This is a genomic window from Paraburkholderia dipogonis (genome assembly GCF_046027395.1).
GTDB classification, from domain to species: Bacteria; Pseudomonadota; Gammaproteobacteria; order Burkholderiales; family Burkholderiaceae; genus Paraburkholderia; species Paraburkholderia dipogonis_A.
Genome location: NZ_JAQQEG010000005.1, coordinates 197,020 through 218,740, shown reverse-complemented (window position 1 = coordinate 218,740; position 21,721 = coordinate 197,020). Strand labels below are relative to the sequence as shown.

Annotated in this window: 19 protein-coding genes; 6 read left to right on the top strand and 13 right to left on the bottom strand. The window is 59.9% G+C overall.

Annotated elements, in window-relative coordinates; translation table 11 throughout:
* Positions 1 to 2: 2 nt before the first annotated feature.
* From PQR32_RS07665 to PQR32_RS07655, 3 genes are all read right to left on the bottom strand, one after another.
* Positions 3 to 1,781: a GMC family oxidoreductase gene (locus PQR32_RS07665; protein WP_408223914.1), complete on the bottom strand. Its 1,779-nt coding sequence runs from the start codon at positions 1,779 to 1,781 to the stop codon at positions 3 to 5.
* A gap of 2 nt (positions 1,782 to 1,783) precedes the next feature.
* Positions 1,784 to 2,392, bottom strand: coding sequence for a gluconate 2-dehydrogenase subunit 3 family protein (locus PQR32_RS07660; protein WP_408223911.1), 609 nt, complete (start codon positions 2,390 to 2,392; stop codon positions 1,784 to 1,786).
* A 153-nt stretch (positions 2,393 to 2,545) separates the two neighbouring features.
* Positions 2,546 to 4,096 carry a methyl-accepting chemotaxis protein gene (locus PQR32_RS07655; protein WP_408223909.1) on the bottom strand — a complete coding sequence of 517 codons (1,551 nt, stop codon included), beginning with the start codon at positions 4,094 to 4,096 and terminating at the stop codon, positions 2,546 to 2,548.
* Between the two features lie 702 nt (positions 4,097 to 4,798).
* Between PQR32_RS07655 and PQR32_RS07650 the strand changes: the two genes are divergently transcribed.
* Both PQR32_RS07650 and PQR32_RS07645 read left to right on the top strand, forming a co-directional pair.
* Entirely contained in the window at positions 4,799 to 5,221 is a 423-nt protein-coding gene (locus tag PQR32_RS07650) for a hypothetical protein (RefSeq protein ID WP_408224042.1), read from the top strand.
* Positions 5,222 to 5,264: 43 nt separating this feature from the next.
* Positions 5,265 to 5,501 carry a tautomerase family protein gene (locus tag PQR32_RS07645; RefSeq protein ID WP_408223906.1) on the top strand — a complete coding sequence of 79 codons (237 nt, stop codon included), beginning with the start codon at positions 5,265 to 5,267 and terminating at the stop codon, positions 5,499 to 5,501.
* 38 nt (positions 5,502 to 5,539) lie between these two features.
* On the opposite strand, the gene PQR32_RS07640 is transcribed toward PQR32_RS07645, so the two are convergent.
* From PQR32_RS07640 to PQR32_RS07630, 3 genes are all read right to left on the bottom strand, one after another.
* The gene (locus PQR32_RS07640; RefSeq protein ID WP_408223903.1) at positions 5,540 to 6,475 is read right to left on the bottom strand and encodes an SMP-30/gluconolactonase/LRE family protein; all 936 of its coding nucleotides are present in this window, start codon (positions 6,473 to 6,475) and stop codon (positions 5,540 to 5,542) included.
* Between the two features lie 16 nt (positions 6,476 to 6,491).
* Positions 6,492 to 7,346, bottom strand: a complete 855-nt coding sequence (locus PQR32_RS07635) for an SDR family NAD(P)-dependent oxidoreductase (RefSeq protein WP_408223900.1) — start codon at positions 7,344 to 7,346, stop codon at positions 6,492 to 6,494.
* 176 nt (positions 7,347 to 7,522) lie between these two features.
* The gene (locus PQR32_RS07630; RefSeq protein WP_408223897.1) at positions 7,523 to 8,437 is read right to left on the bottom strand and encodes a LysR family transcriptional regulator; all 915 of its coding nucleotides are present in this window, start codon (positions 8,435 to 8,437) and stop codon (positions 7,523 to 7,525) included.
* Positions 8,438 to 8,642: 205 nt separating this feature from the next.
* Between PQR32_RS07630 and PQR32_RS07625 the strand changes: the two genes are divergently transcribed.
* The 3 genes from PQR32_RS07625 to PQR32_RS07615 all read left to right on the top strand — a co-directional run bounded on the left by PQR32_RS07625 (position 8,643) and on the right by PQR32_RS07615 (position 12,463).
* A complete protein-coding gene (locus tag PQR32_RS07625; RefSeq protein ID WP_408223894.1) occupies positions 8,643 to 9,698 on the top strand; it encodes an aldo/keto reductase in 1,056 nt (351 codons plus the stop codon).
* Between the two features lie 257 nt (positions 9,699 to 9,955).
* Positions 9,956 to 11,035, top strand: a complete 1,080-nt coding sequence (locus tag PQR32_RS07620) for a Gfo/Idh/MocA family protein (RefSeq protein WP_408223891.1) — start codon at positions 9,956 to 9,958, stop codon at positions 11,033 to 11,035.
* A gap of 81 nt (positions 11,036 to 11,116) precedes the next feature.
* On the top strand, positions 11,117 to 12,463 hold the full coding sequence (locus PQR32_RS07615) for an MFS transporter (protein WP_408223888.1): 1,347 nt from the start codon (positions 11,117 to 11,119) through the stop codon (positions 12,461 to 12,463).
* A gap of 53 nt (positions 12,464 to 12,516) precedes the next feature.
* On the opposite strand, the gene PQR32_RS07610 is transcribed toward PQR32_RS07615, so the two are convergent.
* The 4 genes from PQR32_RS07610 to PQR32_RS07595 form a co-directional block, all read right to left on the bottom strand.
* A complete protein-coding gene (locus PQR32_RS07610; protein ID WP_408223885.1) occupies positions 12,517 to 14,082 on the bottom strand; it encodes a UxaA family hydrolase in 1,566 nt (521 codons plus the stop codon).
* On the bottom strand, positions 14,079 to 14,210 hold the full coding sequence (locus PQR32_RS07605) for a hypothetical protein (RefSeq protein ID WP_408223882.1): 132 nt from the start codon (positions 14,208 to 14,210) through the stop codon (positions 14,079 to 14,081). Before PQR32_RS07605 ends, PQR32_RS07610 begins: the two co-directional genes overlap by 4 nt.
* A 42-nt stretch (positions 14,211 to 14,252) precedes the next feature.
* Positions 14,253 to 15,590: an MFS transporter gene (locus tag PQR32_RS07600; protein ID WP_408223879.1), complete on the bottom strand. Its 1,338-nt coding sequence runs from the start codon at positions 15,588 to 15,590 to the stop codon at positions 14,253 to 14,255.
* Between the two features lie 70 nt (positions 15,591 to 15,660).
* Complete coding sequence (locus PQR32_RS07595) at positions 15,661 to 16,881, bottom strand: fumarylacetoacetate hydrolase family protein (protein WP_408223876.1); 1,221 nt, start codon at positions 16,879 to 16,881, stop codon at positions 15,661 to 15,663.
* Between the two features lie 158 nt (positions 16,882 to 17,039).
* On the opposite strand from PQR32_RS07595, the gene PQR32_RS07590 reads away from it, so the two are divergent.
* Positions 17,040 to 18,029 (top strand): LysR family transcriptional regulator, encoded by a 990-nt coding sequence (locus PQR32_RS07590; protein ID WP_408224039.1) that lies wholly within the window; start codon positions 17,040 to 17,042, stop codon positions 18,027 to 18,029.
* 35 nt (positions 18,030 to 18,064) lie between these two features.
* On the opposite strand, the gene bamA is transcribed toward PQR32_RS07590, so the two are convergent.
* From bamA to PQR32_RS07575, 3 genes are all read right to left on the bottom strand, one after another.
* Positions 18,065 to 20,305, bottom strand: coding sequence for an outer membrane protein assembly factor BamA (gene bamA, locus PQR32_RS07585; protein WP_408223873.1), 2,241 nt, complete (start codon positions 20,303 to 20,305; stop codon positions 18,065 to 18,067).
* A 165-nt stretch (positions 20,306 to 20,470) separates the two neighbouring features.
* Positions 20,471 to 20,869: a hypothetical protein gene (locus PQR32_RS07580; protein ID WP_408223870.1), complete on the bottom strand. Its 399-nt coding sequence runs from the start codon at positions 20,867 to 20,869 to the stop codon at positions 20,471 to 20,473.
* Positions 20,870 to 21,235: 366 nt separating this feature from the next.
* Positions 21,236 to 21,634 carry a hypothetical protein gene (locus PQR32_RS07575; protein ID WP_408223868.1) on the bottom strand — a complete coding sequence of 133 codons (399 nt, stop codon included), beginning with the start codon at positions 21,632 to 21,634 and terminating at the stop codon, positions 21,236 to 21,238.
* Positions 21,635 to 21,721: the final 87 nt, after the last annotated feature.

Genomic DNA, 21,721 nt, shown 5'->3' with positions numbered 1-21,721 from the left:
GCCTAGATCTGCACCATTGCGCCGGGACTCTTCAGGTACTGCGAGCGGATATTGCTTGCCGCCCAGTATGCGAGACCGCCGACCAGTCCTGTCGGGTTGTAGCCGAGGCCGTGCGCGAACACGTTCGCGCCGAGCACGAACAGATTGGGCACATCCCAGCTTTGCAGGTATTTGTTGACCACACTCGTCTTCGGATCCGCCCCCATCGCGGTACCGCCGCTGACGTGCGTGCTCTGATATGCGCGGGTGTCCCAATGCGTGCCGGGCTTGAGAATGCGGCCCGACATCGATGTCGGATTCATCGCCCGGCCGATCTCCATCATCTTGCCGGCCACGTATTCCGACGCCTTCAGGTCGTTCTCCTGCCAGTCGAGCGTGAGGCGCAGAAGCGGCGAACCGTATGCGTCGCGGTAGTTCGGGTCGAGGTCGGCGAAGCAGCTGCGATAGGCCATGTTGCTGCACTGCGACTCGATTCGCCCTGTATGGACGAAGTTGTCTTTCACGGCCCGCTTCCACTCGGTGCCCCACTTCGGCGTGCCTTTCGGAAGCGGAATGCCGCGTACCGGACCGTTACCCGTCTGACGTCCCCAAATAATCCCGCCGCCGATAAACCCGAGTTCGCTGTGATCGAAGTTGTCGGCGTTAAATTCCTCGATGGCCTGGCCGCCGCCGCCCGCGCCCATGAACGGGTTGATGTACGTCTCCTGGTCGAAGAACATGTTGACGCTATTGAGCAACTGGTAGCAGAAGTTGCGGCCGACCACACCCTCGTTGGTATCGGGATTGAAAGGCTGGCCGATCTTCGACGTCAGCATCAGATGCACGTTGTGCAACTGGAACGCGGCGAGAATCACCATCTCGGCCGGCTGCTCGACTTCGTTGCCTTCCGCGTCGATATAGGTCACGCCGGTGGCGCGCTTGCCGCTCGCGTCCGTATTGACCTTGACGACATGGGCGTTCACGCGCAATTCGAAGTTGGGCTTGCGCAGCAACGCGGGAATGATCGCGGTTTGCGGCGAGGCCTTCGAATAGTTAAGGCATCCGTAATCACTGCAGAAACCGCAGAAATTGCAGGGACCGAGCTGACAGCCGTATTCGTTCTGGTACGGTCCCGACGCATTGCCGGCGGGCAGTGCAAACGGCTTGTAGCCGAGGCCCTTCGCAGCAGCAGCGAACAGCTTTCCGGTGGGATGGTCAGCGAGCGGCGGCAGCGGATAGTCGCCGGAGCGGCGGCCCTCGAACGGATTGCCGCCTTCGACTGGCGTGCCATGAATATTACCTGCCTTGCCCGAGGTTCCGCACACGCGCTCGAAGCGGTCGAAGCTCGGCTCGAGCTCGTCATAGGTCACGCCCCAGTCTTGCAGGTTCATGTCCTCGGGGATGAACTTCGCCCCGTACCGCTCGGTGATGTGGCTCTTCATGCGCAGTTCGTCCGGCATCACGCGCGACTGTACGCCCGACCAGTGCGAACCCGCGCCGCCCACGCCCTCGCCCGGCTTGAACGAACCGATCTGCCGGTACGGCACCGCGGTATCGTTCCTGGTGTGACGGTTCGTGACGGTCGTCTTCGCGAGGTTCTGCAGCAGCGCCTGGCGTGCGGAGTACTTGATCTCGTCGGCGATCTGCGGATACGCGAAATCCGGCACCGTGTTGCGAGCGTCGCCGCGCTCGAGCGCGACCACGTTCAGACCTTCGTTCGCCAGTTCGATCGCCATGATCGAACCGGTCCACCCGAAGCCGACGATCACTGCGTCGACTGGCTTCTTCCTGATGGTTGCCATGCTTATCCTCGCTTGCCGTACAGGCTGACCGGGGCGTACGGATAAGGCTTGGCCTCACCCACGAACTCCAGGTAATCGGCGCGCACGCCGGGGTAGCCGATCATCTTCCACGCCGCCATGTCCTTGTTGCCGCCGTACGATGGGTCGCAGAAATAGCCTTCGTTGACGTTGACCAGCAGGAACGATTCGAAGAACGTTTTCAGCTTGAAACCTTCAACCTTCAGCTTGCCCGACTCGATCTGCTTGAAGAAAACGGTCTGCTGCGCGTGCGTCAGCTCGGCGAAGGTCTTGCCGCCGAAATTTTCGCGGCAGTACGCGTTGATCGTGCGAATGCCGAGCCGGTATTGTTCCTTCGGTGTCAGCTTCGACTGATAGCCGAACTCGGCCTCGGCAGGCAGGAATGGGCCCTGCATGTACCAGCGCGTCGCGTCGCCGTAAGGCGTTTGCATCTGACGGTCGATGTATTGCGGCACGCCGAGTTCCACGGCGCCTGGGCCTACGCTGTCCCTGGGGATCAGGACGTCGCATGCGGCGTTGACGAACGCCCACTCTTCAGGCGTGAAATAGCCGGGGGTGTAGTTATCGTCGGTGGGGCGATCAGGAGGAGGCATCCCGACATCCTGTTGCTGCGCGCGAGATTGGACTACAGCACCGGAGACGCCGACGACGGCTATCGGTGCAATCGCCAGCGAGCCTTTGAGAAAGCTGCGCCGGCTGCGATCGTTGGGTAACGTCATTGTGTTGTTTTGGGGGGTGAAAAAAAATCAGGCAAGCTTGAACACGTCGACAAAACCGTGCAGGTTACGGGATTGCTCGTTGAGCGCCTGAGCAGCGGCGGTCGCCTGCTCGACGAGCGCCGCGTTTTGCTGCGTGATGGAATCCATCTGGCTGACAGCGGTATCGACCTGTTCGATGCCGGTACGTTGCTCTTCCGCAGCGGCCGCAATCTCGTTGACAATATCGGTGACCTGACGCACGGCATGCAGGACTTCCTGCATCGTCTTGCCCGCGTCCGCCACGAGTTCGGTGCCGACCGTCACGGTCTGTACCGATTCGGCGATCAGATACTTGATCTCTTTCGCCGCCGACGAAGAGCGTTGCGCGAGACTGCGCACTTCCGAGGCGACCACCGCGAAACCGCGTCCCTGCTCGCCCGCGCGCGCGGCTTCAACGGCCGCGTTCAGCGCAAGAATATTGGTCTGAAAAGCGATGCCTTCGATAGTCCCCGTAATGTCGGCGATCTTGCGGGAGCTCGCGTCGATGCTGCCCATGGTGCCGACCACACGCTCGACCACCTCGTTGCCGCGTGTGGCGACAAGCGAGGCGCTGTCGGCGAGCGAACTCGCCGTGCGCGCGCTGTCCGCGTTCTGCTTCACCGTGGCCGTCAATTCGCTCATGCTAGCGGCGGTTTCCTCGAGCGACGCCGCCTGCTCTTCGGTGCGTGAAGACAAGTCCATCGTGCCCGAAGCGATTTGCGCGGTTGCGCTCGCAATCGATTCGCTACTGCCGCGCACGGCTCGCACGGTCCTGGCGAGACTCGTCTGCATCTTCTCCACGCCGCGCAGCAGCGTGCCCATTTCATCTTCCTTGGCGATTTCGACGCGACGGTTCAAATCGCCTTCCGCGATCGCATCGAAATGCTCGAGCGCCTGGCTCAGCGGACTCATGATCGCGCGGCGCAGTGCGGCCCAACTCAGACCGGCGGCCAGGACGCCGACCACGATCATCAGGATCGACAGCGTAACGAACGTGTGAAAGCTCGACTCCGCCGCCTCGTAATTCCTCTTTGCGTTGGTGTACAGCGCGAGTTTGACCTTCTGGTTCGCAATGTTCATGTCGTTGTAGAGATCACCCAACTGCGTCATCGTGATCTTGTCGGCCAGGACGTGATCATTTGCCTTGATCGCATCGATGAATGCGGAAATACCGCCTCGCATGGCTTTCCGGCGCTCGCTCGCATCACCGATCAAGCTCGCCTCGTCGGCTTCATGCGGCTGCTCGACGAACTTCTGCCACCACTTCTCCGACTCGTCGAAATAGCCGCCGGCACGTTCGATCAGTCCGGCAGTCTTCGGATCGTCGGGATGCAATGCGACGCGGTCTAGCACGAGACGAGTGCGCGCAATATAAATTTCCGCGTTGCCGATGTTCGTCGCCGCGGTCAGCTTGTTCTCGTACGTATCCTGGTTCGCGCGATTGGCCCGGCTGGTGCCGAGCAAACCCAGAACACCGATTGCCACCATCAAGACAGCTAGAAACCCCATCGTCGACGCAATGCGCAACTGCAGCGACATTGCTGCTTTCCCAGTTCTCATTTCTCTTCTCCGAAGACGCCACTGTGCGGATCACAGTCGTTCATCCCTGTTTACGGCAAACACTTATCCAGATTTAGAGACGATTTGAACTCGCTTGCATACTTTGGAGTGTTAACTTGTTGATTGACATGCAGCGTGATTGTTCATACATCAGGATAACTGACTTAATAGGGACAACGCTCAAGCATCAGACCGTATGCGATGCCTTCCAAAGCCTCGATGTGGACGACGCGCCGACTTTGAAATGACGCGCCACCTTCTCACGGATGGCTCTGATGCAAAGAGTGAAGGTGAATTGGTCAGAGTCGCGGAGACATATGAACTGATGGGTAGTGCTGCGAAAGAAGAGTAAGGCATCCTAGCTATTTGAGAAGCGATGCGCTCACCTATCCGCACCCAAGCTTTCGAATCGAAGGTCCCGACAAGCTGGAAAACAGGGTGCGAAGTTTATCTGCAATTCCATGCATATAGTGCACGTGCACTTAACCTGGTCTTAACTTGTATTTATCAATGAGCACGGTGCCGGGTTGCGAGTTTTCGTGGCGCTGGTCACCTCACCTATACCTCCGTATAGGCAAGTTACGCTAACGCGGCATCGGCATATCCCACCGTAGAGTAGATTCGTGCTCCGGCAAAACCTACTCTTCTCTCATTCCGACAGAACCAGCGAGCGCGCAAACTCGCGTGCGGCAGGAGAACAGAATGACTCTCGAATTTTTAAGCCATCAAGTCATTTTCGACCAGGCGGTCCAGCATCTGTTCCAGCAACGCGAAACAGCGCTCCTGCCGCGCGGCGGCGGCGCATATCGCGGTTACTGCGGCGGCTGTCCAATCGGCAACTTCATCAAGCCACGCGACTACCTGACAGTGATGGAAGGGATTCCCATCCACTATGTCAGCAGGAAAAAGCACGAAGTGCCTGCTTATATGGACGTGGGTGTCGCCGCGCTGAAAAGAGCGCTACTGCGCTCGAAAATCAACGTATACGACCCGCAGACGGTCAGCCTGCTGAGCTGCCTGCAAAACGTACATGACGTCTTCGGCGTCTGGGAATGGCGCAACAGGCTGCAATCGATCGCGCATCAATTCGGCCTCAACGCCGACCGACTGACGAACGCTGCGTGAGGACGGCCTGGGCTCGAGCACACGTCGTGCAGTGCCGCTATGATTGCAACTGCAGTTCCTTGCCAACCCGCTGGAGTATGTTATGCCGGAAGTCGTTGTTTACGCAGTAGCAGGGCGCTCACCCGAGCAAAAGAAAGCGCTGATGACGGGGATTACCAAAGCTGTCGTTGACAGCCTCGGTGTCGCCGCTGAACAGGTTGTCGTGCAGATCGTGGAGTCTCCACCAGACTCCAAGTCAAGAGGCGGCATTCCGTTCAGCGAGCGCCAGCGCACGTCTTGAACCCGCCAACCGGGCGCGAACGCAATCCGCCGACGCGCTCAGGTTGCAATCGCCGCAGTCGTATCCACGTATAGCGCGTACAGTGACTGCCCGGCCGCCATGAACAGCCGGTTGTATGCCGCGCCGCCGAAGCACACGTTCGCGCAGCGTTCGGGCAGAGCGATGCGCCCAATCGCGTCGCCGTCCGGCGCGAATACCATCACACCGTTGAGTCCCGGTCCGGTGCCCCAACCGGCCCACAGGTTACCGTCCGTGTCGCAACGGAAACCGTCTGGCGCGCCGTTCTCGCCCGCGTCGACGAATACGCGTCCGTGCACGAGGCGCCGACCGTCCTCGACATCGTACACACGGATGCGCCGCGGCTTCGAGCCCGACTCGACGATGTAGAGGCGGCGTTCGTCGGGCGAAAAGCAGATGCCGTTCGGATTGACGATGTCGTCGGCGACCACCTCCGCCCGGCCGGGGGCCGGGTCGAAGCGGTACACGTGGGTCGGCAGCTCGGGCTCGGCTTTGACACCCTCGTAGTTGTTGGAGATGCCGAACGGCGGATCCGTGAACCAGATGCTGTCGTCGCTCTTCACGACCACGTCGTTCGGCGAGTTCAGCCGCTTGCCGTCGAAGCGGTCGAGCAACACAGTCAGCGTGCCGTTGTACTCGGTGCGTGTTACGCGCCGGTTGCCGTGCTCGCAGGTGATGAGCCGCCCCTGGCGGTCCCGTGTATTGCCGTTCGCGTACCCCGAGGCCCTGCGAAATACCGACGTCGCGCCAGATTCCTCGTCCCACCGCATGATGCGGTTGTTCGGAATGTCGCTCCACAGCAGGAAGCGGCCGTCGCCGAACCATACCGGTCCTTCGCCGAAGCGCATGCCAGTCGCAAGCCGCTCGACCGCCGCGTTCGTGATCCGGTATTTCAGGAAGCGCGGATCGAGCACTTCCACTGCGGGATCGGGATAGGTTTCACTTTGTTGCCACATAGTGCTGGCCCTTGAGTCAACGGGGCTGCTTGATGAACGCTTCGAATGCCGTGGCGTAGTCCGGATGCCAGCGCGACAACGCGGGCCGGTTCTCGACGATATCGCCTGCGGCCCATAGGATGCGCAGTTCGTCGAGTGAACGCGGCACGTCGTTGTCGGGACACAGTATGTAGAAGTCGCCGGCGTCGAGACGCTCGAACATGAAATCGACGGTCTGCTCGGGCGTCCATGCGGCGACGGGCTTTTCTATGCGGCCGTTGCGTGTCAGTTCCGTGAACACGAAGCCAGGAATCAGCAGATGAGCGCTAATCCGGCAGTCGGCGGTGTTGCGCAGTTCGTGCTGCAGCGCTTCGGTGAACGCTTTCAGACCGGCCTTCGCAACGTTGTATGCGGGGTCGCCGGGCGGCGTTGTGATGCCTTGCTTCGAACCGGTGTTGATCACGAGCCCCGGACGACCGCGCTTGATCATGTCCGGCACGAAGACTTGCGTACCGTGGATCACGCCCCACAAGTTGACACCCAGCACGCGCTCCCAATTCCCGGTTGGACCGAACATCCCGCTGCCGGGTTGAATACCGGCATTGTTCATCAGCACATCCGTTCCGCCGAAGCGTTCGACGACGGTTGCGTGCAGGCGGCGAACATCGTCAGCGACACTGACGTCGGTCTCAACCGCGAAGACGTCTTGCGTGCCGTTTGCGGCCAGCGCGGCGATTTCCTCCACCGCTTGCGCGACGCGATCGGTGCCGAGGTCGGCAATGCAGATGCGCAGCCCAAGCTGCGCAAAGCGTTTGGCAGCGGCCAGGCCGATGCCGGCGGCGCCGCCGGTGATCACGGCAACGGCGCCCGGAGTCAGGGCAGAATGAGTCATGAGAATCCTCGTTGGTGCCGGAATCGCGGCGCCCACAAGCGACTGCGATCCCGATCCGTTGGAACAATGAGTCGGCGATCCTAGCATGAACGTTTTTTTTGTGTGATCGACCGGACTTCCGCTGGCAAGCGGTCCTAAGCATGGTTGCGGGTTCGCCGCGGGGAGTCAGTCGAGCGTCAGGTCGCCATCGCGGGCAATTTGAGCAAGTCCAGGAAAGCACGGGCGACGGGTATCAGCGGTTCTCCCGCGCTTCCCTTAAAAACCGCCGCGAGTTCCCAGCAGGGTTCCTCGGCCTCGCACAGGCGCGCCGTTGCGACCGGCGCGCCGCGCGTGTTGCTCCCTCTCGCCGCGGCCACGGATTCGGGCACCATGCTGATCGCCAGCCCATTTGCGGCCAGTTCAAGCAACATCGGCATGTCGTTGACCTCGAAGCTGGTCCGGCGCTGCAGCCCCGCCGCCGCAAAGCTTCGATCGACGAGCCGCCGCACGCTCCACTCCGGGCGCAGGTCGGCGAATGTTTCGTCGACGAGATCGGCCAGCTCCAGCCCGCTGGCGCCCGCAAGCCGATGATGCGTCGCGCAGACGACGACCATTCCTTCGCATGCGAACATGTGCGATCCAAGATCGTCGAGCGGCGTATCCGGTGGCTGCGTGAACGCGAGGTCGAGTCGACCTTCCCTCACATCGTCAATCAACGCACGCGAGCCGTCCAGTGTCAATTCGATGTCGATCCCGCCGAACGCGGCCCGAAACTGTCCTAGAGAAGCCGGCAGGTCGACGAAAGGCGCGAGACCGTGAATCGCGCCAATACTCAGCCGGCCGCGTGCGAGCCCGTGAACCTGCGTGACGGCGTGCCGCGCGTCGCGGGCGGCAGCCAGTACCCGCTGCGCCTCTGCGAACAGCACTTCGCCGGCAGGCGTCAAGGCGACTCGCCTCGTGCTGCGATTGAATAACGGCCCGCCCAGGTCTTCTTCCAGCGAGCGGATCGACGCGGACAATCCGGACTGCACAAGGTTGAGGCGCCGCGCCGCGCGCGTGAAATGCCGCTCTTCTGCGACCGCCACGAAATGTTCCAGTTGCTTCAAATCCACGTTGGCACTCTTTCTGCAGAGACGATTAATCACGGAAACCGCACAATTGGATCACATCTTTCTATTGGAATGGTAATTCAATCTCCGTTATCGTCGAATGTCTGGGGACGTGAAGGAACGCTGCGCACGAAATGCGGGCGCAATGGGACTTAACGACAGCACGCCAGTTGTGAATCCTCACAACATACATGGAGATTGCTTCATCATGGACTACCGTCAACTTGGCCGTTCGGGCCTCAAGGTGTCGACCGTCACGCTAGGCACGATGACGATGGGCGGCAAAGGCAAATTCGCCAGCGTCGGCGAGGTTGGCCTCGACGAGGCGCGCCGGCAGATCGACATGTGCATCGATGCGGGCGTCAACCTGATCGATACCGCGGACGTCTATTCGAATGGTGCGTCGGAGGAAATCGTCGGCCAGGCGCTCGGCGGCAAGCGCAAAGGCGGCGTGCTGATTGCGACGAAAGCCCGCTTTCCCATGGGTGACGGCCCGAACGACCGGGGTCTGTCGCGGCATCATTTGATAGAAGCCTGCGAGGCGAGCTTGCGCCGTCTCAAGACCGATGTGATCGACCTCTACCAGGTGCACGAATGGGACGGACTCACGCCGCTCGAAGAAACGCTTGAAGCGCTCGACCTGCTTGTCCGGCATGGCAAGGTCCGGTATGTCGGCTGCTCGAACTACTCGGGCTGGCACCTGATGAAGGCGTTGCATGTGAGCGAACGCGATCGCCTGCCGCGCTTCGTGAGCCAGCAGATCCATTACACGCTCGAAGCACGCGAAGCGGAGTACGAACTCGCGCCGATCGCGCTCGATCAAGGCCTGGGCATTCTCGTCTGGAGCCCGCTCGCAGGCGGCCTGCTGTCGGGTAAGCACCGCCGCGACGCGACGCCCGAGGGCACGCGTCAGCTCGCCGGCTGGACTGAGCCGCCGATCCGCGACGCCGAACGACTGTGGTCGATCGTCGATACGCTTGTTGAAATCGCCGGCGAGCAGAATGTCTCGGCTGCGCAGGTCGCGCTCGCATGGACGCTCGGCCGCCCCGCCGTCACGTCGGTCATCATCGGCGGTCGCAACGAGAAGCAACTGCTCGACAACCTCGGCGCAGCGAATCTCAGGCTGAGCGCCGAACAGCGCGAGCGGCTCGACAAGGTCAGCGCGCCACCCCTGCTCTACCCGTACTGGCATCAGGTGCGGACCGCGCACGATCGTCTTTCAGTTGCGGACCTGTCGCTGCTGGAGCCCCATCTGAAGGCGTAGGCTGTGATGCGGCCGACATCGACTCCCGGCCGCCCTGAAAGTTCGCCCCGTCATCCATAGATGTCCGCCTTGGCCGGCTCGCACTCATTCCATTGCAAAGTCGGCTTGCGCTTGCAGCGACTTCACTTGATCGTGGCGCACCGTCATGAGCCTGCCGCGCAAACAAACCGATGGATGCCTCTTCACGCGTGGTGCCACGCGATCCGCGATCGACATCGTGCGTTCACATTCGAACTAGTGACGTAACACCGTATCACATGAAAAAACTCAGAACAGCCATCATCGGTTGCGGAAAGGTCGGTCATTTCCATGCCCGTGCGCTCTCGAATCTGGAGAACTCGGACTTCGTCGCGGCATGCAGCACCTCTCTCGATCGAGCAACGGCCTTCAGCAAACAGTACGGCGTGCGAGCGTTCGATAGCGTCGAAGAGATGGTGGAAGCCGCGCAGGTCGACGTCGCATGCATCTGCACCCCGCATCCTCAGCATGCTCCAGTTGCGATCGCCGCCTTGAAAAGCGGCTGTCACGTTCTCATAGAAAAGCCCCTCGCTTCGTCGCTCGAAGACTGCGATGCCATTCTTTCATGTGCCAAAGAACACCGGCGTACGGTCGGCGTCGTGTGCCAACGGCGCTTTTATCCGTCCGCGATGCGAATCAAGCGGGCCATCGATGCGGGCAAGATCGGCCGCCCTGTGATCGGCAACGTCGTCATGCTCGGATGGCGCGACCGCCAATACTACGAAAGCGATCCCTGGCGTGGCTCATGGGCCGGCGAAGGAGGCGGCGTGCTCGTGAACCAGGCACCTCATCAGCTCGATCTGCTCCTCTGGTATCTGGGCGATATCGATGAGGTCTACGGAGTGTGGAAGAACGTCAACCACGACTACATCGAGGTCGAAGATACCGCGGCGGCCATCATCAAGTTCAAAAGCGGCGCGATTGCCAACATTCTGGTCAGCAACTCACAGAATCCTGCTTTGTACGGGAAGGTCCATATTCATGGAGATAACGGCGCGTCGGTCGGCGTGCAGACGGACGGCGGCGCGATGTTCATCGCCGGCGTCTCGACCATTACCGAACCGCCTTACAACGATATCTGGACGATCAAAAGCGAAGAAGGAATGCTCGCCGAGTGGAGAAAAGCGGATGCGGAGACTTTCAATTCCCCAGATTCCCTTTACTTCTATCACGAGCAGCAAATAGATGATTTCCTGACTGCCGTCGGCAATGGCACGAAGCCTTTGATCGACGGACTGGACGGCCGGAAGACCGTAGAACTATTCACAGCCATCTATCGCAGCACGCAGAACAATGCGGTTGTAAAACTCCCACTCTGAGCAGGACAACGAGTCGCCGGTTCTCCATGCGGGCAATGCATGTTTGGGCGAGCCTCGAGACGGCGTCTTGAATGCGAAATCATGAAAACAACAAAGACCCGATATTTCATCGTTTTTTTACTATTTGTAGTCACGGCCATCAACTACATGGATCGTGCGAATCTTTCGATCGCGGGCAGCAGGATCCAGGGGGAGTTCGGCCTTTCACCGACCCAGCTCGGCCTGCTCTTTTCGATGTTCACGTGGACTTATGCGGCTGCCCAGCTTCCCGTGGGCTATCTCCTTGATCGAATCGGTTCGAGGGTTCTATACGGCAGTGCGATAGTCATCTGGAGCACATGTACGCTCGCGATGGGCTTGGCTTCCCATCATCTTTTCGCGACCCTGGGCGCCTCGTTTGCGGTGCTGCTGGTCTGCCGGGCCCTGATTGGCCTCGCTGAAGCGCCCTCGTATCTCTCGAATACAAAGATCGTCGCAAACTGGTTTCCAAAGAACGAACGCGCACGAGCGACAGCGACCTATATCAGTTCGCAATACATCGGGCTTGCATTGTTCACACCCGTCCTGACTTTTCTGACGAGCCGTTACGGCTGGCAAATGGTGTTCTATGCAACGGGTGGAGTGGGGCTCGTCTTTGGGGTCTACTGGTTGATCGTTTATCGTGACCCCAAAGACAGCACGAAAACCGGTCAGGCCGAACTCGATCTTATCAAGGCCGGTGGTGGCTACGGATCTCAGGATCAATCCACGGTCAGCACCGTGGTCGAGAAAGACGACATCCTGTACTTCCTCAAGAACAAAACTGTCTGGGGCCTGTTCATCACGCAGTTCGCCTACAACTCGACGCTGATCTTTTTCATGACATGGTTCATCGTCTACCTCGAGAAGGCATTGAATCTCACGCTTTCCAAAGCGGGACTGGGCGCATCCATTCCCTATCTCATGGCGATGGTCGGCATGCTGGCGGGCGGCTTCCTCAGTGACAGCCTTCTGAAAAAGGGCAAATCGGTCACGGTCGCGCGCAAGTTGCCGGTGATCATCGGCCTCGTGTTGACCGCCATGATCGTCACCGTCAATTTTTTCGAGAACCAGCCCGTCATCGCGATCGGAATCCTCTCACTGGCCTTTTTCGGCAACAACGTCGCTAATCTCGGCTGGGTCGTGTTTACGGACGTCATTCCTCGCAATTTCATCGGTACGATGGGCGGCTTCCTGAATCTGTTCGGCAATCTGTCCGGTATTACTACGCCCATCGTTTTCGGCATGATCCTGCAGCGCACGCACAACTTCCACTATGCGATGTGGTACGTCTCGATCGTCGCCGTTGTCGGCATCCTTTCGTATATCTTCCTCGTCGGCAAAATCGAAATGATCGTGCCGCCGAAGAAGCGGGAGCCTAACGCGTACGGGGTTACGCAGTCGAACTAGGCTCATCCAGGATGGCTTACGCTAGTCAAGCCAAAGGAAACGCAAACACCGCCTTATGTGATGGCGCCAATCTGCCAGGGCACGAATTCATTCTGGCCATATCCGTGAATCTCGCTTTTCGATGCCTGGCCCGATGCGGTCGCAAGCATAAGCTGGAAGATTTCTTCACCGAGTTCATCGACGGTTCGTTCGCCGTCGAGAATCGACCCGCAATTCAGGTCGATGTCCTCTTCCTGGCGTTGCCACAAAGCGGTATTGGTTCCCAGTTTCAACGATGGCGACGGCGCGCAACCATAGGCGGAGCCGCGGCCGGTCGTAAAGCAGATCAGGTTTGCCCCGCCCGCGACCTGCCCGGTCGCCGAAACTGGATCGTAGCCCGGCGTATCCATGAAAACGAGACCGTGTGCACGCACCAGTTCGGCGTACCGGTAGACGTCGACGAGATTGGTCGTGCCGCCTTTCGCTACGGCGCCAAGCGACTTTTCCAGAATCGTTGTCAGCCCACCGGCCTTGTTCCCGGCCGATGGATTGTTGTTCAGATCGGCATTCATGCGCGCGCAGTAAGCTTCCCACCAGTGAATCCGTTCGATGAGCTTTTCGCCGACTTCACGTGACACGGCCCGGCGCGTCAATAGATGTTCGGCGCCGTAGACCTCGGGGGTTTCGGAGAGAATCGCCGTTCCACCGTGCGAGACCAGACGATCGACTGCCGCGCCGAGTGCCGGATTTGCGGTAATGCCGGAGTAGCCGTCTGAGCCGCCGCATTGCAAGCCGACTACGAGGTGCTTTGCATCGACGGGCTCGCGCCGCACGTTGTTCGCTTCCCCGAGCATCGCCTTGACCTGTTCGATGCCCGCCGCCACCGTGCGCGCCGTGCCGCCGGTCGCCTGAATGGTCATCGTCTTCAGTGCCGCGCCGGGCGTAAGACCCTGGCTTTGCACAAGCCGATCGATCTGATTGGTTTCGCAGCCCAACCCGACGATCAGTACGCCGGCGAAATTAGGATGCCGGGCATAACCACCGAGGGTGCGCCGGATCATTTCCAGCGCTTCGCCTTCGGAATCGATCGCGCAGCCTTGAGCGTGCGTCAGCGCGATCACGCCATCAACGTTTGGATAGTCCGCAAGCGCTTGTGGATGAATATCGCGACGAAAGTAATCTGCGATGGCGCGAGCCGCCGTTGCGGAGCAATTAACCGATGTCAGAATGCCGATGTAGTTACGCGTTGCGACACGTCCGTCAGCGCGTACGATGCCCATGAACCGTGCTGCCGCTGCGACCGTCGACGCCGGCTTCGCATCTGCGCCGAACGCGTAGTCCCGATCGAAGTCGCCCATCGCAAGGTTGTGCGTATGGACGTGCTCCCCGGCTTCGATGGCACGCGTCGCAAAGCCGATGATCTGACCGTAGCGCCGCACTGGCGCGCCCGCCTCGATAGCGCGGACGGCAAGCTTATGACCCGCCGGGATCAACCCGCGTACGGCAAGACTACCGCGGATGCGCATGCCCGCGACAAGCTGGTGCCGCGCGATGACGACATCGTCAACTGGATGCAGTTGCACGATCGGCTCAACGGTTGCCGAAGGATCGGCCATTGCGTTTTCCGCGTCGAATATCATGACGTAGCCTCCTCGATCTGCGCTGCGCGCACTGCTTCGCCCGTTACGGCATCAAGGCCGACGAGCGCATTGATCGATGCGCAAGCGCTGCGTCGTCCGCCGATGTAATGAGGTCCGAGAATGCTCATGTGAATTTCCGGTTAAATCGTGTGCAGCGTGCCTGCCTGTGCCTAGCGCAGCGTCGCTTCGGGCGAGCCAATCGGCGCTTCGGTTACGCGGCGTGAATGCAAGCCGATGCTCAGAAGCAGGAGCACGCCGACGACACCTGCAAACGCCAGGGTGAACATGCCTGCACGTGGGCTATGAAAGAGCGTCTCCACTGCCGTCTTTAATGTCGGCGCGATGAAGCCGCCGAGATTGCCGAGCGCGCCGATCATTGCAATACCGCTCGCTGCCGCGGTACCGCTCAGATAGGCCGTCGGCAAGGTCCAGAAGAGCGGCTGGACGACAACGAAGCCGACCGTCGCGATACAGAATGCGACGAGCACGGGTCCGATGTGAGTACCGAGGGTCGACAGTGCTATGCCTGCCGCGGCCGCCGCCAGCATGGCGACGGCGAGTTGCCGATGCTTCCCGCTCGTGTCCGCGTAGCCGGTGATAAAGCGCAGTGCGATGAGTGCGCACAACCAGGGAATGGCGGTCAGAAAGCCGACCTTCGAGCCGATGGCGGTACCGGTCAGCTCCGAAATCCGCGTCGGCAGATAGAAGATGACGCCATATACGCTGACCTGAATGGCGAAGTAAATCGATACGAAGCGAAGCACGTTCCAGTTGCGCAGCGCGCTCAGCGCAGTAGCCGGCCCATGCGCGACCTTGTGCCGGTCTTCCGCTGCAATGGCGTTTTCCAGCGCGTCTTTTTCGGCTGACGTCAGCCACTTCGCATGGCGCGGTTTGCTAACCAGATAGAAGAACGCGACGATGCCGACCGTTGACGCAGCGAGACCTTCGATGAGGAACATCCATTGCCAGTTGTGCAACCCGAGGCGGCCACCCATGACTTCCATCAAATAACCTGACAACGGGCTGCCCAGCACGAGCGCCACTGGCAAACCGAAGTAGTAGATGCCTAGCGCCTTGCCGCGTTCGCGTGCAGGGAACCAGTATGTGGAATAGAGAATGACGCCAGGCGAAAAACCAGCTTCGGCCACGCCCAGAATGAAGCGCAGCGTATAGAACGAGGCCTCGTTGTGCGCAAACATCATGGCCGCCGATGCAAGCCCCCACGTGACCATGATCCGGCTCAACCAGAGCTTCGCGCCCACCCGATGCAGCATCAGATTGCTCGGGATCTCGAACACGGCATAGCCGATGAAAAAGATCCCGGCCCCGAGTGCAAACGCTGCGTTGCCGATGTTGGAATCGACCTGAAGGGCCTGTTTGACAAACCCGACGTTCGAACGGTCGAGCATCGATAGCGCGAACATCAGCGCGAGGAAGGGTGCGAGCCGCAGGCGCGCCTTGCGCACCGCGCTTTCCAACGGGTCTTGCGTACCGTGTTGAGTCTGCATCTCATCTGTCTCCTTGAGGAAGCCGGGTATGCCGGTCTGTTATGGCGCATCAGAGCGGGTTCGTAGGTGATCAGAGAGAGGCTGTGCCGAGTAGTCCTCGTGCCGCAAGGTTCGCCATCAGCGCGCGCACGCCGAAGGTCCACGGCTCGATGCGATCGCTGTGGTTGACCCGGTTGACCAGCGTGCCGAGCTGCCGGCTCGAAATCTTCACGATATCGCCCAGCTTGTGTGTGAAGCCCGCGCCAGCGGCGTCGCGGTCTTCGATTGGCGCAAAGAGCGTTCCGAGGAACAGCAGCGCGCCATCGGGGTATTGATGGGTCGAACTGATCGTCTGCGAAACGAGATCGAGCGGGTCGCGCGTGATCTGGTCCATCGAACTCGCGCCGCGCAAGACAAAACCGTCGCTGCCCTCGACGCGCAAATCGACCGTCGCGCGGCGCACGTCGTCGATCGAGAAAGTCTCGTCGAAAAGCCGCAGGAAAGGGCCAATCGCGCACGATCCATTATTGTCCTTCGCCTTGCCAAGCAGGAGCGCGCTGCGTCCTTCGAAGTCGCGCAGATTGACGTCGTTGCCCAGCGTCGCGCCAAGCGCGCGGCCGCGACTGTCGATCGACAGCACGATTTCCGGCTCCGGGTTGTTCCAGACCGAATTCGGATGCAGCCCGATCTCCGTGCCCGTACCTAGAGCCGCCAGCACCGGCGCTTTTGTGAAGACTTCCGCGTCAGGGCCGATTCCGACTTCCAGGTATTGGGACCATAGTCCCTGCTCGATCAGCAGCGCCTTCAATTCGCGCGCCTCGGCGGAGTCCGGTCGGATGCTGGTGAGACTATCGCCGACGAGCGACCTGATCTGCTCTCGCACGCGCACCGCGCCTTGCGGGTCGCCCTTGGCCTGCTCCTCGATCACTCGTTCAATCAGGCTCGCCGCAAAGGTCACCCCTGCTGCTTTGATGACCTGCAGATCGCAAGGCGCGAGCAGACGGGCGCGCTCCGGGTTGCACGCCGCGCCGCCCGTTGCATCGGCGGTATTGCCGATGATCGTGTCCAGCTTGCCGATCCAGCGGCCACTCGCGGCTCGCACTGTCGCGACCGGATCTTCCCGCTCCAGCAAGCTGCTGATGGTTGGTGCCGCGTCGGAAATGTCGAACACGCCATCGGCGCGCAAAACGACTACGGCGGGACCTGCGGGCATTGAATTCGTGGCAGGAACCCAGGCGCGGCCGACAAGCGTGCCGGACAACCCGTCCGACGGAAGCGTGTCCGTTACGCTGAGTGAAAGCGGGGATGTCATGTCTGTCTCCACTGAAGTTTGTCTGGCGCACGCGGCTTGCCGCCGGTTCGCGCGTTGATTCGCTCAGCTGCAACTTTAGGCAGCCGACCAATAAACATCCAATCTCTTATTCAGTACAATCGATTCCATCCGGTTATGAGTTCTTGCGTGTTTACCCCATGTCCAGACAATTTACGGTGCGTACCTCGAGCGTCCTGGCGAGGCTGCGCTTCAGACATCTTCAACTGCTCGATGCCCTCGGACGCACGCGCAACTTACGCATCGCAGCCGAACAGATGCTTATCACCCAGCCCGCGGCGACAAAAATCCTGAGTGACATCGAATCGATGTTCGGGGCCCGGTTGTTCGAACGGTTACCCAGGGAGATGCGCCCAACCGATCTCGGCGTATTGTCCGTGCGCTATGCGACCACGGCGGTCGCCGATCTGGGCAAGTTCGTGAACGAGTTCAGCACCTTGAGTGATGGCGGCTACGGTCATCTCACCGTGGGCGCTATCTCGGCTTCGGCCGCTCAGGTGGTGACGACCGGCATCAGGGAGATCCGCCAGCAGCGGCCGCAACTGGTCATCAAACTGGTCGAGCAAAGCAGTGACCAACTGGCGATCTGGCTCGAAGAGAGGAAGCTGGACGTGATGGTCGGCCGTCTGACGGAGCCGCGCCACCAAGTACTGTTCGACTTCGAGGTGCTGTCCGGGGAACCGGTCTGGGTAGTCGTCGGACACCATCATCCGTTGCTGCAGCGGCGGCGGCTCGAGTTGGCCGATCTTGGCGCGTGGCCATGGATCCTCTATCCGCAAGCAACGGCTATCAGGCAGCTGTTCGACGAAACGTTCGCCGGCGCGGGCATTCCCGCGCCAGTGGGCATGGTGGAAACGCCTTCAATCTTTTCGACACTGGAACTGTTGCAGGCGACCGACATGATTTCGCTGCAGCCGCGTGCCGCTGTCGAAAAATATGTAAGCAAGGGTCTGCTCGGGCACCTGCCCGTTCCCATCAGCCGGACCATGACGAGCTACGGTATCGTCACGCGCAAGCACGAATTGCCGTCGCAGCCCATGCAGGATTTCATCGCCATTCTACGTTCCGTTGCCGGACGTATCGGCGATCGGGCGCTTCCAACGCGGGACGGATCGTGTGAGGCAACGTGACGATAGGGATCGACCAGAGCGGTCCGACGATAGCCTTAGAACGATGTGCCTATCTGGAACTGGAATTTCTGATACTGATCGCCTGCGTGCTTGACGAGCGGAAAGCCCAGGCTCAGCTTGAGCGGACCGATCGGCGAGATCCAGGCGAGACCCAGCCCATAACCGTAGCGCAATCCGTTCGCGCCGATGCTACTGCCTTCGCTGCCCCAGACATTGCCGCCGTCGAGGAAGGTAAAGACGCGCAACGTGCGGTCATAGCCGGATCCGGGCAATGGAACGGTCAGCTCGATGTTGCCGACGACCATCTTCGAGCCACCGATGGGATCGTTGGTGGTCGCGTCGCGCGGGCCGAGCGAACTTGGTTCATACCCACGCACTGAACCGATACCGCCCGCGTAGTAGTTCTTGAAGATCGGATACGGCTTGCCGTCCAATCCATTGCCATAGCCGCCCTGAAAATTCAGGCCAAGCACGAAGCCACGCGCGAATGAATAATAGTATTGCGCCTGGAGGTCTGCCTTGTAGTACGGTGTATCACCCAGCGGCGTGCCGTATTCGGCATTGGCTTGCGTATAGTAGCCCCGGCTTGGAACAAGCGCGCTATCGCGGTCGTCACGCGACCATCCCGCCGTCAACGGAACATTGTTGGAGACACGGCCAAATTGCGTGACGTAATCCTTATAGCTCTGCGGCGTATTGGCATCGATATCCAGACGATTCTGCTCGAACCCCAGGCCGAAGTACACCATGTCCGCCTCGGAGAAAGGCACGCCGAATTTGAGGTCCGCTCCTGCCGTGATGATTCGGAAGCTCGAGTCGGTCGAATAATACAAGGGCTCCGTCGTGCGGTAATAGACGTCGGTGATACGCTTGATGCCGTCAATCGTGAAGTACGGATCGACCTGCGTGACCGTCAACGTACGGTTGGTCGTCGAGGTGTTCACATTCAGTGCGAGGCTCGTGCCCGAGCCAAACACGTTGTCCTGCGATACGCCCGCGGAGATAATGGGCCCCTCGCCCGAGCCGTAGCCCAGGCCCAGCGAAATCGAGCCCGTGGGTTTTTCCGTCACCTTGACGTCGATATCGACCTGGTCCGGCGTGCCTTCGACCGGCACCGTGGTCACGTCCACATCCGTGAAGTAGCCGAGACGGTTGATCCGGTCTTTCGACAGCGCGAGGCGGTTCGAGTCGAACCACGAGCTCTCCATCTGGCGCATTTCGCGGCGCACCACTTCGTCGCGGGTACGCGTGTTGCCGACCACGTTGATATGGCGCACGTAGACGCGACGGCTCGGGTCCACCTGCAGCGTCAGGTCGACCTTGTGGTTGGCCTGATCAATCTGCGGCTGCGCATTGACGGTGGCGAACGCATAGCCGTATTCGCCCAGCTTGTCGACGATCGCCTTGGTGGTGGCCTGCAGCTTTTCCGCCGAGAAGCGGTCACCCGGTTTGATCTTGATGAGCCTGGCCAGCTCCGGCTCGCGGTCGAGCAGATTGCCCGCCAGCTTGATGTTCGAAATCGTGTACGGCTCGCCTTCGTGCAGCGTGACCGTCAGGTACATGTCCTTCTTGTCCGGCGAAATCGACACCTGGGTCGAGTCGATGTTGAACTCGAGGTAGCCGCGATTCAGGTAATACGAGCGGACGTTTTCGAGGTCGCCGGTCAGCTTGTCTTTCGCATACAGGTCGTTCTTCGTGTACCACGAGAACCAGTTCGGCGTGGACAACTGCATTTCGTCGCGCAGCGTGCCCGTGCTGAACGCCTTGTTGCCGATGAAGTTGACCTGGCGGATCTTCGCGCTCGGACCTTCAGCCACCGAGAACAGCACCGCCACGCGATTGCGGTCGATCGGCGTGATCGTGGTGGTGACTTCGGCCGCGTAATAGCCGCGCGTCAGATACTGGCGCTTCAGTTCCTGCTCGGCCTTGTCGACCAGCGCCTTGTCATAGTACTGGCCTTGCGACAAACCCACGGCGTGTAGCGCCTTGGTCAGGTTTTCCTTGTCGAACTCGTGAATGCCGGCGAAGTCGATCGTGCCGATCGCCGGACGTTCCAGCACCTGCACGATGACGACGTTGCCTTCGGTCGCGATCTTGACGTCGTTGAAGAAGCCCGTGGCATACAGGGCGCGAATGGCCTCCGATGCCTTGTCGTCGCTGAAGGTGTCGCCTTGCTTGATGGGCAGATAGGCGAACACCGTACCAGGTTCGACGCGTTGCAATCCTTCGAGCCGGATATCGCGAATCACGAACGAGTCGCTCGCGTGGGCCGACATCGCTGCCACACTCAAGCCGACGACAGTCACCGCCCTGCTACCGCGTGTAGTTGAAATTTGAACAAGCATGCAAAGGGAAGCCAAATGATAGAGACACAACGTGGAGACCCGACTGCAATACGCTGTGTCGCATATCGATCGAGGGCGGCGATTCAGACGCGAGCGCTATTGCACCGTGATGGCGGACAAGTCACCGATCTTTGCGATGCCGCTCACAAGCGCCAGGACTTCCGTCATGTGTGCAGCCTCAGTGCGTTGCATGCGAAACGACAGTTCCGCGCCGCCGGGCAGACGGAATGTAAGAATCAGATGGGCTGCCGCGCCGGCGTCCTTGCCGATCTCCCAGGCCTCACACGGCATCGCGAATTTCACACTCTTGTTCTTGCTGCGAATCCGCTCCGACACGCCAATAGCGTTCGACAAGGCCGCCAGCAACTCGTGCATGACTGAGCAATGCAACGCAATGCTGGAGGTCTGATTGGCCTTCAACATCAAATACTGACCGTCGCCCGTCAATTCGAAGCCACGTACAGAGTCGATCGCAAGGGAGGGTCGCGGTGCCATGGAGCACTCCGGAATCAGGCAAGGACTGAAGTGTAGGACGCGCTCCCACGCCTTGAGTTACGCGACGGTTAGCTAAACTTTCCTTCGCCCCTTATCCATTACTGAATCTTCAATCCAGCAAATCTATGCGGCCCGCAGGCAACGTTGCCCTTGTACATTTCGAAATGGAAAAGGAGGTCGGCATGCGATTGAAAGCGGCGCTCGCCGCCGATCGACGACCGGCTCGCGGGCGTGAAAATCACTTGCTGGTCCACTTGTTTTCCGCACAACTGTTTTGTGCAAAACGTCGCGTTTATCGTCACGTTCATCTCGAATGATGTGACAGTGACGTGAAGACCTCATCTCCAGAATAGGAGTTAGTTCTTCCTATGCCACTTGGCGCAGGTGTCCAGAGCGCATGTGGACCTCTCGAACAATTGGTAATAAAAAAAGCCGACGGTTTAGCGTGCGCAGGAAGCGATGCTCGTGCGCCTGTGTCCGGTTCTTTCCAGACATCCCTCTGTCCAGCAATGACAAGGTATTCCCGGTAGGTGTGGTCAAAGCGAAATGAACCCGGCTGACATTCACACGTGCCTGGCGTCTTATTTGTCCTTCAGCAGGAATGCCGAGCTTTGTGTACATTCGCGCTTGAGTTGCGTTGCAGCACATCGGCATGTGGCCAAGGCAACCCTCTTCGTTGCGCATGTCTTTCTCTTCCAAACGCCGGGCAATTGAAAGATGCGCGCAAGCTTTTTGACTGATCGTAAGCAGCAGAGCAATTCTCAAGAAATGCAGATTATGCGCAGCCCTATCCAGTATTCCGTCGCGTTCGAATATGCCGGCAGTTCAAGCGCGTCCTGTGCTTGTGGCAGG

What these genes read in the sequence shown, in the direction of transcription:
- PQR32_RS07665 (WP_408223914.1), bottom strand. Translation starts at nt 1,781, where the DNA reads ATGGCAACCATCAGGAAGAAGCCAGTCGACGCAGTGATCGTCGGCTTC.
- PQR32_RS07660 (WP_408223911.1), bottom strand. Translation starts at nt 2,392, where the DNA reads ATGCCTCCTCCTGATCGCCCCACCGACGATAACTACACCCCCGGCTAT.
- PQR32_RS07655 (WP_408223909.1), bottom strand. Translation starts at nt 4,096, where the DNA reads ATGAGAACTGGGAAAGCAGCAATGTCGCTGCAGTTGCGCATTGCGTCG.
- PQR32_RS07650 (WP_408224042.1), top strand. Translation starts at nt 4,799, where the DNA reads ATGACTCTCGAATTTTTAAGCCATCAAGTCATTTTCGACCAGGCGGTC.
- PQR32_RS07640 (WP_408223903.1), bottom strand. Translation starts at nt 6,475, where the DNA reads ATGTGGCAACAAAGTGAAACCTATCCCGATCCCGCAGTGGAAGTGCTC.
- PQR32_RS07635 (WP_408223900.1), bottom strand. Translation starts at nt 7,346, where the DNA reads ATGACTCATTCTGCCCTGACTCCGGGCGCCGTTGCCGTGATCACCGGC.
- PQR32_RS07625 (WP_408223894.1), top strand. Translation starts at nt 8,643, where the DNA reads ATGGACTACCGTCAACTTGGCCGTTCGGGCCTCAAGGTGTCGACCGTC.
- PQR32_RS07620 (WP_408223891.1), top strand. Translation starts at nt 9,956, where the DNA reads ATGAAAAAACTCAGAACAGCCATCATCGGTTGCGGAAAGGTCGGTCAT.
- PQR32_RS07615 (WP_408223888.1), top strand. Translation starts at nt 11,117, where the DNA reads ATGAAAACAACAAAGACCCGATATTTCATCGTTTTTTTACTATTTGTA.
- PQR32_RS07610 (WP_408223885.1), bottom strand. Translation starts at nt 14,082, where the DNA reads ATGATATTCGACGCGGAAAACGCAATGGCCGATCCTTCGGCAACCGTT.
- PQR32_RS07605 (WP_408223882.1), bottom strand. Translation starts at nt 14,210, where the DNA reads ATGAGCATTCTCGGACCTCATTACATCGGCGGACGACGCAGCGCTTGC.
- PQR32_RS07600 (WP_408223879.1), bottom strand. Translation starts at nt 15,590, where the DNA reads ATGCAGACTCAACACGGTACGCAAGACCCGTTGGAAAGCGCGGTGCGC.
- PQR32_RS07595 (WP_408223876.1), bottom strand. Translation starts at nt 16,881, where the DNA reads ATGACATCCCCGCTTTCACTCAGCGTAACGGACACGCTTCCGTCGGAC.
- PQR32_RS07590 (WP_408224039.1), top strand. Translation starts at nt 17,040, where the DNA reads ATGTCCAGACAATTTACGGTGCGTACCTCGAGCGTCCTGGCGAGGCTG.
- bamA (WP_408223873.1), bottom strand. Translation starts at nt 20,305, where the DNA reads ATGTCGGCCCACGCGAGCGACTCGTTCGTGATTCGCGATATCCGGCTC.
- PQR32_RS07580 (WP_408223870.1), bottom strand. Translation starts at nt 20,869, where the DNA reads ATGGCACCGCGACCCTCCCTTGCGATCGACTCTGTACGTGGCTTCGAA.